19 protein-coding genes are annotated in these 17,077 nt (G+C 36.3%); 7 read left to right on the forward strand and 12 right to left on the reverse strand.

The annotated features are described in order from the left end of the window. Positions 1-180: 180 nt before the first annotated feature. The gene (locus QFZ87_RS21345) at positions 181-1,578 is read left to right on the forward strand and encodes a hypothetical protein (protein WP_309865982.1); all 1,398 of its coding nucleotides are present in this window, start codon (positions 181-183) and stop codon (positions 1,576-1,578) included. A gap of 33 nt (positions 1,579-1,611) precedes the next feature. On the opposite strand, the gene QFZ87_RS21350 is transcribed toward QFZ87_RS21345, so the two are convergent. Then, positions 1,612-2,250 (reverse strand): phosphatase PAP2 family protein, encoded by a 639-nt coding sequence (locus QFZ87_RS21350; RefSeq protein WP_309865985.1) that lies wholly within the window; start codon positions 2,248-2,250, stop codon positions 1,612-1,614. A 141-nt stretch (positions 2,251-2,391) separates the two neighbouring features. Here QFZ87_RS21350 and QFZ87_RS21355 point away from each other — a divergent pair, with 141 nt between their 5' ends. Continuing rightward, positions 2,392-3,564 (forward strand): M20 family metallopeptidase, encoded by a 1,173-nt coding sequence (locus QFZ87_RS21355; protein ID WP_309865987.1) that lies wholly within the window; start codon positions 2,392-2,394, stop codon positions 3,562-3,564. A 25-nt stretch (positions 3,565-3,589) separates the two neighbouring features. On the opposite strand, the gene QFZ87_RS21360 is transcribed toward QFZ87_RS21355, so the two are convergent. The 3 genes from QFZ87_RS21360 to QFZ87_RS21370 all read right to left on the reverse strand — a co-directional run bounded on the left by QFZ87_RS21360 (position 3,590) and on the right by QFZ87_RS21370 (position 6,353). Beyond that, on the reverse strand, positions 3,590-4,309 hold the full coding sequence (locus QFZ87_RS21360) for an EcsC family protein (protein ID WP_309865988.1): 720 nt from the start codon (positions 4,307-4,309) through the stop codon (positions 3,590-3,592). A gap of 99 nt (positions 4,310-4,408) precedes the next feature. Then, positions 4,409-5,620, reverse strand: coding sequence for an ABC transporter permease (locus QFZ87_RS21365; protein WP_309865990.1), 1,212 nt, complete (start codon positions 5,618-5,620; stop codon positions 4,409-4,411). Continuing rightward, positions 5,613-6,353 (reverse strand): ABC transporter ATP-binding protein, encoded by a 741-nt coding sequence (locus tag QFZ87_RS21370; protein ID WP_309868025.1) that lies wholly within the window; start codon positions 6,351-6,353, stop codon positions 5,613-5,615. Before QFZ87_RS21370 ends, QFZ87_RS21365 begins: the two co-directional genes overlap by 8 nt. Before the next feature lie 594 nt (positions 6,354-6,947). On the opposite strand from QFZ87_RS21370, the gene QFZ87_RS21375 reads away from it, so the two are divergent. Continuing rightward, entirely contained in the window at positions 6,948-7,367 is a 420-nt protein-coding gene (locus QFZ87_RS21375) for an HIT family protein (RefSeq protein WP_309865992.1), read from the forward strand. Between the two features lie 148 nt (positions 7,368-7,515). After that, the gene (locus QFZ87_RS21380) at positions 7,516-8,043 is read left to right on the forward strand and encodes a tryptophan transporter (protein ID WP_309865995.1); all 528 of its coding nucleotides are present in this window, start codon (positions 7,516-7,518) and stop codon (positions 8,041-8,043) included. A 48-nt stretch (positions 8,044-8,091) separates the two neighbouring features. On the opposite strand, the gene yhzF is transcribed toward QFZ87_RS21380, so the two are convergent. Then, complete coding sequence (yhzF, locus tag QFZ87_RS21385; protein ID WP_309865997.1) at positions 8,092-8,283, reverse strand: membrane protein YhzF; 192 nt, start codon at positions 8,281-8,283, stop codon at positions 8,092-8,094. A gap of 342 nt (positions 8,284-8,625) precedes the next feature. Here yhzF and QFZ87_RS21390 point away from each other — a divergent pair, with 342 nt between their 5' ends. Next, on the forward strand, positions 8,626-9,201 hold the full coding sequence (locus QFZ87_RS21390; RefSeq protein WP_309866001.1) for an HTH-type transcriptional regulator Hpr: 576 nt from the start codon (positions 8,626-8,628) through the stop codon (positions 9,199-9,201). 7 nt (positions 9,202-9,208) lie between these two features. On the opposite strand, the gene QFZ87_RS21395 is transcribed toward QFZ87_RS21390, so the two are convergent. Next, positions 9,209-9,547 (reverse strand): DUF1878 family protein, encoded by a 339-nt coding sequence (locus QFZ87_RS21395; RefSeq protein ID WP_309866003.1) that lies wholly within the window; start codon positions 9,545-9,547, stop codon positions 9,209-9,211. A gap of 209 nt (positions 9,548-9,756) precedes the next feature. Between QFZ87_RS21395 and QFZ87_RS21400 the strand changes: the two genes are divergently transcribed. Continuing rightward, positions 9,757-9,936 (forward strand): hypothetical protein, encoded by a 180-nt coding sequence (locus tag QFZ87_RS21400; RefSeq protein ID WP_007084261.1) that lies wholly within the window; start codon positions 9,757-9,759, stop codon positions 9,934-9,936. Between the two features lie 86 nt (positions 9,937-10,022). Here QFZ87_RS21400 and QFZ87_RS21405 read toward each other — a convergent pair whose 3' ends face one another. Both QFZ87_RS21405 and QFZ87_RS21410 read right to left on the reverse strand, forming a co-directional pair. Next, positions 10,023-10,112 carry a YjcZ family sporulation protein gene (locus QFZ87_RS21405; RefSeq protein WP_307289594.1) on the reverse strand — a complete coding sequence of 30 codons (90 nt, stop codon included), beginning with the start codon at positions 10,110-10,112 and terminating at the stop codon, positions 10,023-10,025. 40 nt (positions 10,113-10,152) lie between these two features. Then, positions 10,153-10,239, reverse strand: coding sequence for a YjcZ family sporulation protein (locus tag QFZ87_RS21410; protein ID WP_074432824.1), 87 nt, complete (start codon positions 10,237-10,239; stop codon positions 10,153-10,155). A 208-nt stretch (positions 10,240-10,447) separates the two neighbouring features. Here QFZ87_RS21410 and QFZ87_RS21415 point away from each other — a divergent pair, with 208 nt between their 5' ends. Beyond that, on the forward strand, positions 10,448-11,317 hold the full coding sequence (locus QFZ87_RS21415; RefSeq protein WP_309866012.1) for a peptidylprolyl isomerase: 870 nt from the start codon (positions 10,448-10,450) through the stop codon (positions 11,315-11,317). 40 nt (positions 11,318-11,357) lie between these two features. Here the strand turns inward: QFZ87_RS21415 and QFZ87_RS21420 are convergent, their stop codons facing one another. The 4 genes from QFZ87_RS21420 to QFZ87_RS21435 all read right to left on the reverse strand — a co-directional run bounded on the left by QFZ87_RS21420 (position 11,358) and on the right by QFZ87_RS21435 (position 16,889). Beyond that, the gene (locus tag QFZ87_RS21420) at positions 11,358-11,546 is read right to left on the reverse strand and encodes a sporulation YhaL family protein (protein ID WP_309866015.1); all 189 of its coding nucleotides are present in this window, start codon (positions 11,544-11,546) and stop codon (positions 11,358-11,360) included. A gap of 105 nt (positions 11,547-11,651) precedes the next feature. Further along, positions 11,652-12,596, reverse strand: a complete 945-nt coding sequence (gene yhaM / locus QFZ87_RS21425; protein ID WP_309866017.1) for a 3'-5' exoribonuclease YhaM — start codon at positions 12,594-12,596, stop codon at positions 11,652-11,654. A gap of 51 nt (positions 12,597-12,647) precedes the next feature. Next, the gene (locus tag QFZ87_RS21430) at positions 12,648-15,650 is read right to left on the reverse strand and encodes an AAA family ATPase (RefSeq protein ID WP_309866019.1); all 3,003 of its coding nucleotides are present in this window, start codon (positions 15,648-15,650) and stop codon (positions 12,648-12,650) included. 18 nt (positions 15,651-15,668) lie between these two features. Further along, a complete protein-coding gene (locus QFZ87_RS21435) occupies positions 15,669-16,889 on the reverse strand; it encodes a metallophosphoesterase family protein (protein WP_309866021.1) in 1,221 nt (406 codons plus the stop codon). Positions 16,890-17,077 lie beyond the last annotated feature (188 nt).

A 17,077-nucleotide genomic window follows, 5' to 3' on the forward strand; every position in this document is an offset into this window, starting at 1 on the left:
CTCTCCTAATAAGCCTCCACACTAGAAAAATCCACAAAAAGGTCAACCCCTCCCCTAGATTCAAGCCTTAAATATAATAATATTTTCCCTTCTCTTTCACCACTTTTGGCTATTTTCATATTCTGTATTACATCCAACAGGGCTATAGCCCTGTTGGATATAAGAAAGGAGGGAATTTAAATGATCGTCGAACTTACGGCTCTTCATTGGATATATGTGACTTTTATTGTTCTTATTATTGGGTTTATGATAATGAGAAGAGACACGACCATCATTTGTATTGCGGGGATATTTTTAATTGCCTTAGTTGCCACAGGCAGTTTAAGTCACTCAGTTAGTAGTATATTCAACAGTTTTAGTTATGCCATAACTGAATTATTGTCTACGATACTCGTCATTTCTATTATTGTCGCGATGAGCCATACATTAACTGCCACTGGCATTAATGATGTCATGATCTCACCCTTTACAAAATTAATTCGTAACCCTACCCTTGCCTATTGGACGATTGGTATTTTAATGATGGTGATTTCTTGGTTCTTTTGGCCTTCTCCTGCAGTTGCCCTTCTAGGTGCCGTCCTCCTTCCAGTAGCCATTAGAGCAGGGTTGCCAGCACTAGGCGTAGCGATGGCAATGAATCTATTTGGTCACGGTATTGCATTGTCTGGGGACTTTGTCATTCAAGCTGCTCCAAAGCTAACGGCAGATGCTGCTGGACTTCCGATACAGGATGTCATTAATGCCAGCATTCCGTTAGTATTTATAATGGGGCTTGTTACAACCGTTACCGCCTTCTATTTTCTAAGAAGAGACATGAAACGTGGGGTTCTTCAAGTCAATTCATCTGTCTTATCGGATTCATCAGATGAATCCCCTCAGCATAACAACCTCTTATCTTTAGGACAAAAACGTTTCTTTGCCATTTTGGTACCATTGTTATTCGCTGCCGACGTCGCTGCCATGACGATTCTAGATTTGACTGGCGGGGACGCTACAGCCTTAATCGGTGGAACCTCTATTCTTATTCTTCTATTAATTACCTTAACCAGTCATAAAAATAAAGGTCTTGAGCAAACCACCCAGTATTTAATTGAAGGGTTCCAATTTGGATTTAAGGTCTTTGGTCCAGTTATTCCAATTGCCGCCTTCTTCTATTTAGGTGACAGCGGATTCACAAAAATCATTGGAGAATATTTGCCAAAAGCTTCTCAGGGCATCGTTAATGACTTAGGTGTGGCACTTGCAAGCATTGTTCCGTTAAGCAAAGCAGTTGGTGCCGTCACATTAACGACTGTGGGGGCAATCACAGGATTGGATGGTTCAGGTTTTTCAGGAATCTCCCTTGCTGGTTCTATTGCTGCCCTTTTCGCAACAGCAATTGGAAAAGGGGCTGCTACCCTTACTGCTCTAGGACAAATATCAGCTATTTGGGTCGGTGGTGGAGTTCTCGTACCATGGGCGTTAATTCCAGCTGCAGCAATATGTAAGGTGGACCCTTTTGAACTAGCAAGAAGAAACCTAGTCCCAGTAATAATCGGGCTTGTAGTAACAACCATAGCGGCTATGTTTTTAATATAAAATCAGAAAAGAGGCTGAATCCAGCCTCTTTTCCTATTTAATCTTCTTCTTTTTAAGATAATTATAGAGAATAATTGAAAGGGATACCCATATGTATCCTAATGCATAACCCCCAAGAACATCTGATGGATAATGTACGTGTAAGATAATCCGGCTTGCTCCAATTAAAAGAAGTAAAATAGCAGCACATGCTCCAATAATGATCTTTGTCTTTTTTGAAACAGCTGACTCAATCAGTAAATAAGCAATTAAAAAATACACAGTCATTCCAACCATTGCATGTCCACTTGGGAAGCTGTAGCTTTTCACATCGACAAGATGCTCCAAATCAGGCCTTGGTCGAGCAAAGTAATCTTTAAGGATCTTACTAATTTCATTCCCCAATGCTATAGATAAAGCAAAAACTGCCGCCCCGAGATAATTTCTTTTTTTAACCAATAACCAAATTAACATTAATATGGCGACAACCCCAATTCCCTTTTTATCACCCATTTCGGTTAGTTGAATAAAAAATGGAATGACAGAATTAGGTACATGCGAAAATAATCCTGCAATTTTATCATCCATCCAGAAAATACTGTGTGTGGCCACTTTAATAGTTGTAAATAGTGCGAATACAATGACCATACCCATAAAAATAAAAGAGTAATTTAGTTTGCTTTTTGCTTCCATTCCCCTATTCCTTTCACTTTCTTTTTAAAATCCTTTAAAAGTATAAAGAAAATAAACTTAAAAATCTATATAATAGTGAAAAAGTGTTAAAATAGTTTGAAAATACATTCTTTTTTAACTAATAAAATGGGGGGATTACCTATGTTAAACCAGCTTTTTGCTAAATTAGAAGGATACTACGATGAGATGGTCTCCATCCGTCGCTACATGCATCAGCATCCTGAGTTATCATTTCAGGAATATGAAACAGCCAAGTTCATTTATTCTTATTATAAAAAGTTAGATATTGAAGTTAAGGGGAATGTTGGTGGAAATGGAGTCGTTGCGAAAATTCATGGGAAACTGCCAGGAAAAACAGTTGCACTCCGGGCTGACTTTGATGCACTTCCTATTCAGGATGAAAAGGATGTACCCTACAAGTCATTAGTTCCAGGGATCATGCATGCATGCGGCCATGATGGACATACAGCCACTCTCCTTGTCCTTGCGAAAGCATTAAACGAATGTAAAGATGAACTTAAAGGAACCTATGTTTTTATCCATCAACATGCCGAGGAATATGCACCTGGTGGAGCAGCATCCATGATTGAGGATGGTTGTTTAGACGGTGTTGATGTCATATTTGGTACTCATTTATGGGCAAGCGAACCCACAGGTACTATCCAATACAGAACTGGGCCCATTATGGCAGCAGCTGATCGTTTTGAAATTGAAATCCAAGGTCAAGGCGGCCATGGCGCACAGCCCCATAAAACAAAAGACGCTATTGTCACGGCTTCTCAGCTAGTTCTCAATTTACAGCAAATTGTAAGCCGCAAGGTAAACCCTGTAGAAGCGGCAGTTGTGACGATTGCCTCCTTTACAGCTCAAAACGCTTTTAATGTTATTGCAGATAAAGCTAAACTAGTTGGAACTGTCCGTACTTTTAATGAAGATATAAGGGCATTTATCGAAAAAGAAATGGAGCGAATCATCCATGGGACTTGCTATACTGCTGATTGCACATATAAGTATACTTTTGTAAGAGGCTATCCCGCTGTAGTTAATCATGTTAATGAAACAGAATTTCTCATTTCATGTGCCCAAGAAGTACCTGAGGTAAAAACAATTGAAGAAACGGAGCCACAAATGGGCGGCGAAGATTTCGCCTATTATTTACAAAAAGTACCTGGAACATTCTTCTACACAGGCGCTAAACCTCTGGGGGAAGAGACAGCCTTCCCACACCATCACCCTAAATTTGACATTGATGAAAACGCCATGTTGATTGCAGCCAAAACACTTGGCACCGCAGCTCTAAAGGTCCATGAGTAAGAAGAAACAACCCCTGAATTTCTCATCATTCAGGGGATTTTTGCAATAATCTCAACCGATAGGCGTTCATCGCTGTTTCTCCAAGGTGTTTCAGTAAATTATTATTCGCATAGGCTCCTACAAAAGCACCAATCCCTGGTACCAGCTGCAGCATCTTCGCAAGGTCAATATAATCACGATACTCCTGTTGAAATTTCCGCCAATCCATTTCAACTAACACTTGCTTTCTTTCTTCCCAGTTTTCAATCTCATAAAGCGTACTTCTTCGAATGTCATCACTTGAAAAGGCCAATTGAAAAATATGCAAAATGAAAAGTCTTTCCTCATATTGATTTGTATTAAATCCATAAACTTCAGCCGCTTCAAAAAGAAATTTCATCTTAATCGTAAGGAGAAGTGGAAAATCAGCAAGTCCGAGCAAAATCCCTCCAGCACCGGTTCCGGCACCTTCAAAGATGGCAGTTTTCTGGTATGTTGCTATTTTTTTTCGTACCAATTCATCTCTCTCAGAAAGTGTTAAGCCTTTTGCTTGATCTTTTTTTGTTGTAACCTTTGAGCCAAATAAAGTTGCTTTTACCATTCCTTTAATACTTTCAGTCATGACCTCATGGACCTTTTCTGGAATCCATTCATTTATTTTTACTTGAGCTTTCTTAGAAATTCGATTCATCATCCCAGAACGTCTGGATAATTTCCTTTTCCATTCTTCGACTTCATCATAAACTTTTAATTCATATTCATTCATTTAGCCCCACTCCTTCCATAAACATTTTATGCTTACCTACGATAAAACCCAGCCAATGGTTTCAAAAAAATCCCCTTCATCATCAAAGGGGATTTTAATTTAAGCCTTTATACGTTTTTCACTGTAAATATAAACAAATAAGTAATTAAATACAAACCCTAAAATTAAGGCAAACAGACTATTCATGATTTCGCCTTTAAGGGCAATAAACAAAGCAAAAGTAACCGCTTCTGTAGATAAGATGATCATCAAAAGAAAATGAAACGAGGAAATTTTAAATTTTTGAGCAACAGGATATAAGTCAACCCAGAGCTTGTTTTGATGATGGTTCCATAATGGAAGCAGCTGAAAACCTGTTAAATACAAAAATAAAATGCTCAATAAGAGTTGTCCTAATCCAAACGAAATGAAATAAATGGCCACCGTGCCAATGACTGTTAACCTGATAAACAGACCTAAGTAATCAGAAGAACGTAGAAACGCACGAGAATACAAATATAAATATGTTTTATCCTGAGAAAAAGGAATGTTGCTAATGAGCCAATCAAGCCACTTTCTTCTTTTAACTGTATCCTTTAGCTTTGGAACATCTGTAAACATATTTGCCAGTCGGTAGAACGAAGCCATTCTCTTTTCTTCATGATCTATTAACAGATCCCATTTAAGCCCCATTTTCTTTGTTCGAACATAAAAGAAACGATAATAAAAGGCCATCACTACAACAAGAATGAACAAAATAAATACATTTGCTTGTTTGAATAGTAGGAAGGTACATACAGCATTGATAAAATACCGGACAACCATATCCCATCTATGTACAGAATTCTGAACAAAATAATGAATTCGCCAGCTAGTGGCTAAATTCCATCCCTTTAATGCTAATAGGACAATTAAATAAGGTAAAAACAATTGAAAACCGCTACTGTCTACATGGGCATACATTGGCATAAGTACCGCAAGTACCATAAGAAGTATATACCCTTGAAAAACAAAACTCGCTATACCAGAACGAAAAAAATACCCTTTTAGCTTATCCTCGAGTGGTAGGATATACACTTTATCGGCTTCTAGCAGAAAATTATAAACCGGACTGTACGTTAAGAATAAACCTATAACAACAGCAATAATGATTTCCGCTGGAAAATTGGAAGAAAGCTTTTCAACCCATTGTTGATAGTAAAATGCACCTGTTCCAATTAGGAATAACAAAACAATGACCAGATGCCCATTGAATATATAACGTAGGTATCTCCCTAAATCCCTTACACGACCTCCCGCACGGTCCTTCCACAGTTTTTTATCATCAAACATAGTTTTCTTCCTTTGTCAATTGAATGTATAGATCATCCAAAGAAGCAGTAGGCATAGAGAATTGCTCTCTTAGCTCTTCAAGCGTTCCTTTGGCTCGTATTTTCCCCTCATGTAAAATGACAAAGCGGTCACAATATTTCTCCGCGGTCGCAAGTATATGTGTGGACATCAAAATACCTGCACCGTTCTCTTTCATTTTCTTCATTAAATCAAGCAGTGACTGAATTCCTAGCGGATCCAAACCAACAAATGGCTCATCTACAATATAAAGGGATGGTTGAACTAAAAAGGCGCACATGATCATAACCTTTTGTTTCATCCCTTTTGAAAAATGCGCAGGAAACCAATTTAACCGCTTCTCCATCCGGAACTCCGATAATAATGGGCCCACTCTCTGTTTATAGTCCGCTTCTTTCAACCCATAAGCCATAGCCGTTAATTTCAAATGCTCTTCTAGGGTTAGTTCCTCATATAAAACAGGTGTTTCAGGAACAAAGGTAAATTGACGTCGGTAGGCTTCTTTATTTTCCGTAAACGACTGGTCGTTAATTTTTACTGTTCCTTTATGTGGTTCCATTAACCCGATAATATGTTTAATGGTCGTACTTTTACCTGCTCCATTAAGTCCAATCAGACCAACCAGTTCTTTTTCGTTTACATCAAAGGATATATCTTTTAGTACTGGGTTTCTTGTATATCCTCCAACAAGATTCTCAATTGATAATAGCGACATTTGCATACGTCCCTCCGTAGCAGATTATGCTTTTCATTTTATCAAATCCAGCTAGATAAAAACAGGAATACAATTTTTTGATATTTTTTTTGTATATTTCTTTTGAAATCGGACATCATAATATTCGAAGGGGAAACAACTTACTTCGATGAAGAAATTCATCAAAAATTGAAATGAGGTGTCTGTTAAAGACAATTTCCTTTCAAACAAGTAGAGCTTCCAATTCGTTTCAGATAAGGGGATGGTTGTTTTGTACAAAGTGCATGGTAACCATTTTGAGTTCAAGTAACACCACGGTTAAGGTTTATTCACAAATAAACTAAAAATGAGGTGTTTACCGCAGATCGCTACCCGTTTTTATAAGTTGGGAAAACATATAAAAACAAATAGGGGATGGTCAGCTTGAACAATATTGTTTCTTTATAAAAAACACTCTACGAAAAATGAGGTGTTTATCAAAGAACACTCCTGAATGAACGTACCTTTTGAAGCAATTCCCCTTCGAGAGGGCAGGATTCCTTGCGGATCCTGCCTTTTTCATTTGTTCTTTTTATGGTAAAATAATACAAACTAATTACAAGGGGCTGTGTTGTGATGAGCAATTGTATTTTTTGTAAGATTGTTAATGGAGAAATTCCAGCTGCAAAAGTTTTCGAAAATGAACATGTACTTGCCTTTTTGGATATCAGTCAAGTAACAAAAGGACACACACTTGTCATTCCAAAGATACATAAGGAAAACATATTTGAATTGACTCCTGAAATAGCTAGAAATCTTTTTGAGGTTGTCCCAGCCATCGCCAATGCGTTAAAACAGGAATTTGAACCAATTGGATTAAATACGATTAATAATAATGGAGAACATGCAGGTCAATCTGTGTTTCATTACCATATGCACTTGATTCCTCGATATGGCAAAGGTGATGGGTTCGGTGCTGTTTGGAAAAACAACCAAAGTGAATACACACCACAAATCCTGCAAGAAATGGCTGAAGGAATAAGTAAACAACTTTAACTTGCCTTTCACTAACTAAATTATCTGAAAATTATTTCTTTAAAATTATTACATTATTATGTTATAATGAAATCAAGTTTTTCGCTGTAGGCAATGAGGGCACTGCAGGAGAAACAAATAGATTAGTATAGCAGAGGAGAGAAGAGAAATGAATACGAAGAACATTGTTATTTTAGCACTTTTAGCGGGGATAGGGGTAGTTTTGCATACGGTTATGCCAGCCTTCCTAACAATTAAGCCAGATATGATGCTGGCAATGATGTTTTTAGGAATTATTCTTATTCCAGAATTAAAAAGTGTGATGCTTCTAGCTATTGTGACTGGCGTATTGTCTGCATTAACAACTAGTTTCCCGGGTGGACAGATTCCAAACATCATCGATAAACCTATTACTGCGTTAATATTTTTCGGTTTATTTTTAGCCTTAAAAAAATTCCAGAATTCCCTTGTTAGTGTTGGAATTTTAACAGCTGTAGGAACGTTGATTTCTGGAACCGTCTTTTTATCAGCCGCTTATTTTATTGTTGGTTTACCCGGACCTTTCACAGCGCTATTCGTGGCGGGTGTTTTACCAGCCATTGCACTAAACACTGTAACAATGGTCATTTTGTATCCAATTGCTCAGTCAATTTTTAAAAGAACTAAATTATCTTCAGCTTCCGTGATTCAAAAATAAAACACGGGATCCTTTTAAGAAAAAAGAACCCGAAAGGGTTCTTTTTCTTTAGGACAAGTAAGAAAGCATTAATGCAACTAGCAAACACACGATTCCACCACCAGCTAATGCAGCAGCTCTTTTCTTTATTACTTGTTTTGGCGGATACACACCTGGTTTAGAAATATCCAATAAATGTTTGATTGTTCCTAATAATAGTATGGCACTTAAGATAAAAAACGTCACAGCTACACTCTTCATCTTTCTTATCCCCCTACTAACTTTTGAAAATTCGAAACAATTGTTGTAACTATTTATATGTTTTATCGTCCATTCCTATGAACAAGGCATCGTTTATCCAGGGGGATCCGTGCCTTAAACTATTTAAATAAACTAATTTATAAGTTAAATATTCTAAAAGTTGCCATTATTTAGAGGGAGAGGTTAAAATAAAATTGAAATTTCAATTTTATTTTGTTAAATTTACAAATTTCAACATAAATATTATATAATTTCTAAAAATTTTGTGAATTTATATCTTTATTAATTTTTATTTTATTGGCATAATGATAATAGAGAAATATAAAGTGGGTGAAAATGGGGATGACTGAGAAACAATATTCAATGAAGGAAGCGATGCTTTTTAGTCAGAGAATTGCACAATTAAGTAAAGCCTTATGGAAATCAATTGAGAAAGACTGGCAGCAATGGATTAAGCCTTTTGACCTAAACATTAATGAACACCATATTCTATGGATTGCATACCATTTAAATGGTGCTTCCATTTCAGATGTGGCAAAGTTTGGGGTCATGCATGTCTCGACAGCATTTAATTTCTCGAAAAAACTGGAAGAAAGAGGCTTACTCCAATTTTCAAAAAAAGAAAATGATAAGCGCAATACGTATATTCAGCTCACTGCTGAAGGAGAAGACATTTTGCTCGAGTTAATGGAAACCTATAATCCGGACGGTAATGCTGTGTTTACTGGTGCTTTACCCCTTCGCGAATTATATGGAAAATTCCCAGACATCATTGAAATGATGGCGATCGTTCGAAACATTTATGGGGATGACTTTATGGAGATTTTTGAACGTTCTTTCCATAACATCGAAAGTGAATTTGTAGAAGAAAATGGAAAGTTACAAAAGCAGAACAAGACTCAACAAGAACTAGTTTAAAAGCAACTCAGATATACTTTCTCAGTTCTTGAAAAAGAAATTCATAAAGATTCTGTGTTAAACATGCCATGATTGCTTCATCGACAGACAGATTTTCCGGTAATGAATCAGCAAATTCATTGAAAAGCGGATGAAAGTATACATACCCTTCCGCTTTTTGTTCTTCCAATTGCATGCTCATTTTGTCACATAATTGAAAAAAATCTTTAACTTCCTTTTCAGTGAGACCTTTTTCAATGATAAGTTTGTAAAACTCAAGCTTCGGATTACTTAATAATTGCAGTAAAAGTTTTTGGTGGTATTCTAAAAGATTAATTCTTTCCAACAATCCATCAATTTCATTCATTTAATACCCCTCTTTTCACTCCAGCAATACTCTATGTACATTATTCACCTTTTAAAGACGTAGGTAAACCTAATTTAAGCAACTGATAAATAAATTATTTATAAATGATAAGAAAGTCTTACAAGCTTCTATTCTTTATGACTATCTTTTTTTTCTAATTTTTGATATTGTATAAAACATAATATGAACAACTGGGGAGGGAATCATTGATGATCTCCGTTTTTATTGTCTTTGCTATTTTCATCTTGTTTTATGTAAATAAAATGACCAATTCACTATGCATCCAAAAAGAAATACCGGAAGAAAACCAGCATAAAGTATTTCGTACAATCAATGTCCTAATTACGATTTTACTGATTTCTTCCTATTTGGAAATTTTATATACATAATTCTGTTTATAGCGGGATTTAACTTAAGGAATTAAAAAATCGAAGCGATGAGGAATTTCTCATCGCTTTTAATTTTTTATTTATTATTAATAGATCCAAGATGCTCCAATGATAATTAATAAGATGAAAAGGACTACAACTAAAGCAAATCCTCCACCGTATGCTCCTCCTGACATATATTTCCCCTCCTCTTCATTGACTTGAAATTGGTTTTATTTAGTAAACCCAAGATGCTCCAACTATAATCAATAGGATGAAAAGGACTACAATTAGAGCAAATCCAGCTCCATATCCTGCGCTCATCGTAATACCTCCTTTTTCATTTTCTAAGATATACTATTCAGACAGGATTGATTTCGTTTAGGCACTTACCATTTTTTTTTTTGGAAAAGGTCTAGGTTGCATTTGTAAATTTTCTAAAAACAATCACAACTTAATTTTTGCAGTAGTTACCATTTATGTTATAGTAGAGATTGTGGACAAGAAATTACTGTTTAGGAGAGATTTCATCATGAAAAAATGGATATTAGCCCTTACTATAGCAGGCGGGGTTCTTGCACTAAGTGCATGTAATCAAAGCGGTTCTGATAATGTAGCTGAGAGCAAGGTTGGAAATGTAACACAAGAAGAGCTATATAACTCAATGAAGGAAAAATACGGTGAACAAGCCCTTCAACAGCTTGTATATGAAAAAGTTCTTTCAAAAAAGTACAAAGTAACGGATAAAGAACTAAATGAAAAAATTGACCAGCTAAAAGCTGACCTTGGTGCAAATTTTGAAACTACTCTTGCACAATACGGCTATAAAAGCGAAGCAGATTTAAAGAAAACGATGAAGCTTGGCATGATGCAAGAAAAAGCGGCAATGAAAGATGTAAAGGTAACTGAAAAAGAATTAAAGGATTACTACGACAGCTACCAGCCTGAAATCAAAGCACGTCATATCCTAGTTGCAGATGAAAAAACTGCTAATGAAGTGAAGAAAAAGCTTGATGGCGGGGCAAAATTCGAGGACGTAGCAAAAGAATATTCAACTGATACAGCGTCAGCACAAAATGGCGGAGATTTAGGTTGGTTCGGTACTGGAAAAATGGACCCTGACTTTGAAAAAGCTGCATATGCGCTTAAAGTCAATGAAATTAGTGCACCAGTGAAAAGTCAATTCGGTTATCACATCATCCAATTAACGGATAAAAAAGAGAAAAAATCATATGAAGATATGAAGAATGAAATTGAATATCAAGTTAAATCATCTAAATTAACAAGTGAATCAATTAATAAAGCAATGCAACGTGAACTAAAAGCTGCTAATGTAAAAGTTAGTGATAAAGATTTAAAGGACGCTCTTAAACCACAAACTTCTGCAGCTCCACAACAATAAAAAGACAAAGGAGAGACTCAATTTTTGAGTCTCTCCTTTCTTATTCCCCCGTAGCCTTTAATTCTTCTCTTTGTTCCTTTTCTCTTTCTAAGCGTTTGATATAAATTTCCCCTTCTTGTTCAATGCTTTCAAGTTCTAGTTTTCGCTCTTCACGTCCCGTTTTTATGGCCATCAATGCACTTATCACAATTCCAACCACGACTGCATAAATCCAAATAGGTATAGTCATTATTATTGCTCCCTTCCTTTGTGGTTGTCCACTTTTTATTACAACTTATTCATTCTAAGGAAGAAATATTCTTCTCTTATAGCAAAAAAAATAACCCTATTTGGGTTATTTATGGAAAACGGGCTTATAAAATGAACGATTATCCAATGCAAAAATCCGCTCTGTAAATTCTCCAGGCTTTACCCTTTCTAAGGCACGATCAAGCATATTCATTTTTGCATCCAGATTATCTATATAATGAAGAATTTCTGCTTCTTTGATCAATGGTGGTTTCGGACTCCCCCACTCGGCTTTCCCGTGATGGCTTAGGACAAGATGCTGTAAGATGAGTACTTCTTCTCCTGAGATCCCTAATTCCTCCGCAGCCTTGCCAATTTCATTGATCATAATTGTGATATGTCCAAGTAAGTTACCTTCAATAGTATAAACCGTTGAAATAGGACCAGATAACTCCATCACCTTTCCCATATCATGCAGGATTACACCTGCATATAGCAAGTCCTTATCGAGGCTTGGATACAGTGAAGCGATAGCTTTGGCCAAATCAAGCATGCTTACCACGTGAAAGGCGAGACCGGAAACAAATTCATGATGATTTTTTGTTGCTGCAGGATATTCCAAAAATGCCTTTTGGTGTTTCTTAATTAAATGACGAGTAATCCTTTGAATGTTAGGATTTTTCATTTCGAAAATATATTGAGTCAGCTTGCCGACCATCTCTTCTTGACTTAACGGAGCTGTTTCCAAGAAATCGTCCAATTTCACTCCGTCTGCAGGACCCGTTTTTCTAATCTGCCGGATTTTCAGTTGGCTTTTCCCACGATAATTTTGCACATCACCCATTATTTTAACAATATTCTGGGCCGCATAGTTCTTTTCATCCTCATCATTCGCATCCCAGAGCTTTGCTTCAATTTCACCACTCTGATCTTGCAGTATTAATGTTAAAAAGGGTTTTCCGTTACTTGCAATCCCTTTAGTTGAACTCTTTATCAAAAGGAATAACTCTACCTGTTCACCCACATCATAATTTAATATTCCTTTACTCAAGCTATTCACGCTCCTCCCATTAATAAAAGTATAACATATCCAACTATCACTCTAGGAAATAATCTGAACTGCACCTTTTGTTATATTAAGGATATTTTCCTTTTCGAATAGTTGCAGTAAATGTTCATGACAAGTAAAAAATAGCACTTGATTGGTCTGTAAACTTTGCAAAAGTTCAATTATTTTTTGTGTTCTTTTTGCATCAAAATTAACAAAGCTATCATCTATGATGATTGGGAATTGATATTTTTCATACAATGTCGTTGCTAAGGCAAGCCGTATGGAGACATATAATTGTTCCGTTGTCGCTTGGCTGAGTTCATTTGCTTCAAAAATGGTACGGTCCTTTCTCTCCACTAAAAAGCCTGTGCCTGACTTTTGCAGATGGATTTTTTGATAATTGTCATTGGTGAGAAAGGATAGATATTCTTCTGCTTTCGAAATTAGTCTAGGTACGTGGACCTTCTTATACTTTTCAACGGTGTTTGATAGTATTTCTTGGGCGATACAATAGACTGCCCATTCTTTTGCAGACTCTTCTAATTCATACTTCTTCTGTTTGTAGTTGTGAAGAATAGACGAATAAACTCCACCTTCTTCTAGTACTTGAATCTCGTATTTAATAGCGGCAAGTTCTTCCTGCTGTTTTTTTAATCTTGTTTGTAAGTGTAGAACCTCATGATTGTGTTCGGCTATGATTTCATCACTATTATGGATGTGCAAAAAGGTTTCCCAAATCGGCCTAGGTAGGAGGGAATACTCAAGCTGATTTTTAAGTGTTCCAAGTTTCTCCAAAAGCTTTCCTTGTTTTTCTGCCTTCTTACCAAGTTCGTAGAACTCCTGCTCTGTTGCTACCCCCGTAGCATGTATAAGCTTGTTATATTCAGCTTTTAGGTGCTCAATTTCATGCCCTTTTTGTTTTACATCAGCTGCAAGCTCTGCAAGCTTCCTCTCTCTCTCTTGACTTTTTATTTGCTTTTCATGCTCCTCTTTTAATCTGTTCCGCAATAGATAGGCTGTTTCTTGTAAAGCTAACCCTTGCTCTGATAAAAAACGTGAAGCAAATTTGTTCATTTCTTTATAGAGCTTAGCTTGTTGAAGATTAATTTGCTCTACTTTCGTTTGGAATTGATTTTTTTCTCGAGAGGTAGTTTTATATTGTTCTATAAGCTCAAATGCCTCCAATAGAAACGGTACGGCGATATATTCAGGTATGTTTAACTCTAAACTAAGTGATAACAGCTTCTCCTTGTTTTGCGCAAATTCCAATTCCCATTCTTCAAACTTGGTAATTACCTTATCATATTGTGATTGTTGTTGTTTCAGCTTCAGCTTAAGTACTTGAACCTCTTCACGCCGGACAGTATCCCTCTTTAATTGCTCTTCGAGTTTTGTCAAATCCATATATTCAGCCGTATGAAGCTTTTCTACTAATTGTTTTTCCTTTTCTTTTAATTCTACTAGGGTCTGTTGGATCTCCTCTGCTTTGGACTCTTTCGAACCTTTTGTCATGAAATAAGCAGTTAGGATACAGCCAATCAATCCTATAAATAAAAGTACCCACTGCTTCGTCAATAAACCATAAAATAGTAGTCCTAATAAAATTCCTTCAAAAAGGAAAAATTGGAGCCTTTTCTGCTTTCTACTATTCGCCCATTCCTTTTGATCTCGTTCATAACCTAGTTGGTAAAATTCAATTTTATCCCTTAATGCTTTCAAATCAACTTCTACACTCTTCTTATCGTTACCATTTAACACTTGCTTCTCAATGAGCTCCCTCTCCTGTTTTGCAAGAAGGTTGCTTTCTGCCATTCGGACTTCTTTTTCTATCTCCTGCAATATTCTTGTTTCTTCCTGAAAGCGTTCCTCTAACTCTTCCTTTACTTCTTGTAATTTTTGTCTTTTTCTTGAAGTGATTTCTACTTGGTTCCTCATATAAATATTTGTATTAATAGTAAAAACATCTTTTTCTTCTATAGGCAAATGCAGTTTCTCTCTAATTACTGAAAGCTTTTCATCACATTCAGCAATTTTCAGTTCGCATTGCTGTTTCTCAAAGGTCAATTGTTCCATAAGTGGGACTTGATCAAGTAAAGTTAAGAGTACAGACTCACTATCAAGTAAAGCTCGTTCAGGTCTCATTTCAGCAAGTTCTTTTTTTTCATTTTCAATTCTTTCTGATAGGCTTTTGATCTCTGCCTCATATGGATGGATGAGCTCTACTAATTTTTCTATTCTTTCCAATCCACGAGTAGGAAATGAAACCTCTCCTAGATCACTAAGCTCCTTCTCTGTCCATTTTTCTTCTCTAACATATGACTCTATTCTTTTCCACTCATGTAATTGATCGATCTTGCTCCCTAGTTCCTTAAGTAGACCATTGATTTCTTGCATTTCCTGTAGAAGCATCTCTCTTTTTTCTAGCAAGCTTTCATATTCTTTATTTTTCGATGCTGCCTTTTTCAGTTCTAGATTGATTTCATTAAGTGCTTGTAACTTTTCATTTATAACAGGCTTCTTTCCCGAAGGTTTAAATCTGTTATCCAGTTCTTTCTGCAGGAAAGACTCCGTTTTGGATAGCCGCTCCGTCCCTAACGTACCAGCAGAAAATAGGAACTTCCCAATATCTTCACCTTTCATTTGATGAACGTTCTGAAGTCCATGAATATTAAATGAGAAAACTGCTTGGAATAAATTTTTATCAAATCCGGCAACTAGTTCTTTTAGAAGCTCTTCACCGCCCATCATACCGTTATCCATAACTACTTTCACATCACCTGACGCTTTTCCCTTTACACGCTCAATAACGGCAAATCCATATTCTTCATGATAGACTCTTATATTTCCACCATATTTGTTGCTATGCTTTGGTTCGTACCGAAGTTCGGTTTGTTGTTTTGTAGGGAATCCGAAAAGGATACCGTGAATAAATGCCATAATGGTTGACTTCCCTGCTTCATTTTCTCCATAGAACACTTGGAAATCAGCAAGGTCTTTAATGATTACATTTTCTAATTGTCCATAACCATAAATGTGTAGCTCCAGAATTCTCATAGCATCTACTCCTTTCTTCTAAGCTTCACTTAGTAATTCTATTAATAATTTCTCCGCTCTTTCTATTAGTTCTTTATGTTCTGCTTCATTTAAATGAGATACATACTTTCTGCCTAATGGGTGCTCATATAAAGGGGCTAACGCGTAATCAGCATCCTCATACTCATTAATTGTTTCAAAAAGCTCTGCATAAAAATTAGCTTCCATTTTTAATTGCTCTTTATCAAATAGCTGACTGTCGGTTATGTGTATATCAACGGTCCATACAAAAGAGGCCTCTTCTTTCTCATCCTCTAATAGAAGGTCTAGAAGTTCTCCATCTAAGTTTCTTTTTTCCCGCTCATCATTTAATTGGATGTTTTTTAAGTAGAGAGTCAATAACGTCCCCTGTTGATTCTTTCGCACTTGATTGATGGTCTTTTGACATAATTGAAGAATGTCGTTAAAGCTGGTTGCTGATGTAGCATCGACTTCTGTCTCTTCCCAAACAACATCTGATGTTTCAACAAAATTCAGCTTGGCATCGAGATCAGACAATTCCACATGATAATAACCCTTTGAACCTGTTTCCTTTTTATTTCTTCCTTGAATATTTCCTGGATAGATAATCGGTGGAGATTCAGCTAAAATAGCCCTTTTATGAATATGGCCTAATGCCCAGTAGTCAAAGTCTTTTTCTAATAAGTCCTTAATTGCGAACGGCGCATAATTATCATGCTCAGATCCCGAACTTTCATTGCCATGAAGAATACCAATATGAAATCCAATATTATTTTTCTTCGAATAGTCATCTATTTTCCTATCGAATACATGCCTGGTTGGATAGCTGAATCCGTATAAATGGACGCTTTCTCCGTTCCTCGTGTGCAAAACTTTTGTTTCTACTTCACTAGTAAACACATGAACATTTGATGGCATGCTTAACTTTACCCATGTACCATTAAGATGGTCATGATTTCCATGGACGACATAAACGGGGATTCCATTCTCTTCTAACTTCAGCATTTCACTACGAAAAAGGGATTGTGCCCGTAAGCTCCGATCCTCTCCATCGAATAAATCTCCCGCTAAAATAACAAAGTCGACCTGTTTTTCAATAGCGTCTTTCGTTATTTTCTTCAACGCTGTAAAGGTGCTCTCCTTCACCCTTGTAAAAATACTTTCCGGTAAATGTTTTAACCCGACCATAGGGCTGTCCAAATGCAAATCCGCTGCATGAATAAACGATATTTTTTTCATAGGATAATCCTTTCAACGTCTTTTCTTTATTGTAGCACCTCCGAAATACGAATGCACGTTCTATTAAAAAGAGGCTCTCACTTTGAGTAGCCTATTGAAAAATTATTCCCTTTTTTCGGTTTCACTTTTCTTTTGCACAATTTAGTAAACTATGCAAAAATAATAGTAAGAATTTTTAAATAAAGGAG

It is taken from the genome of Bacillus sp. SLBN-46 (genome assembly GCF_031453555.1).
Lineage (GTDB): Bacteria > Bacillota > Bacilli > Bacillales > Cytobacillaceae > Neobacillus.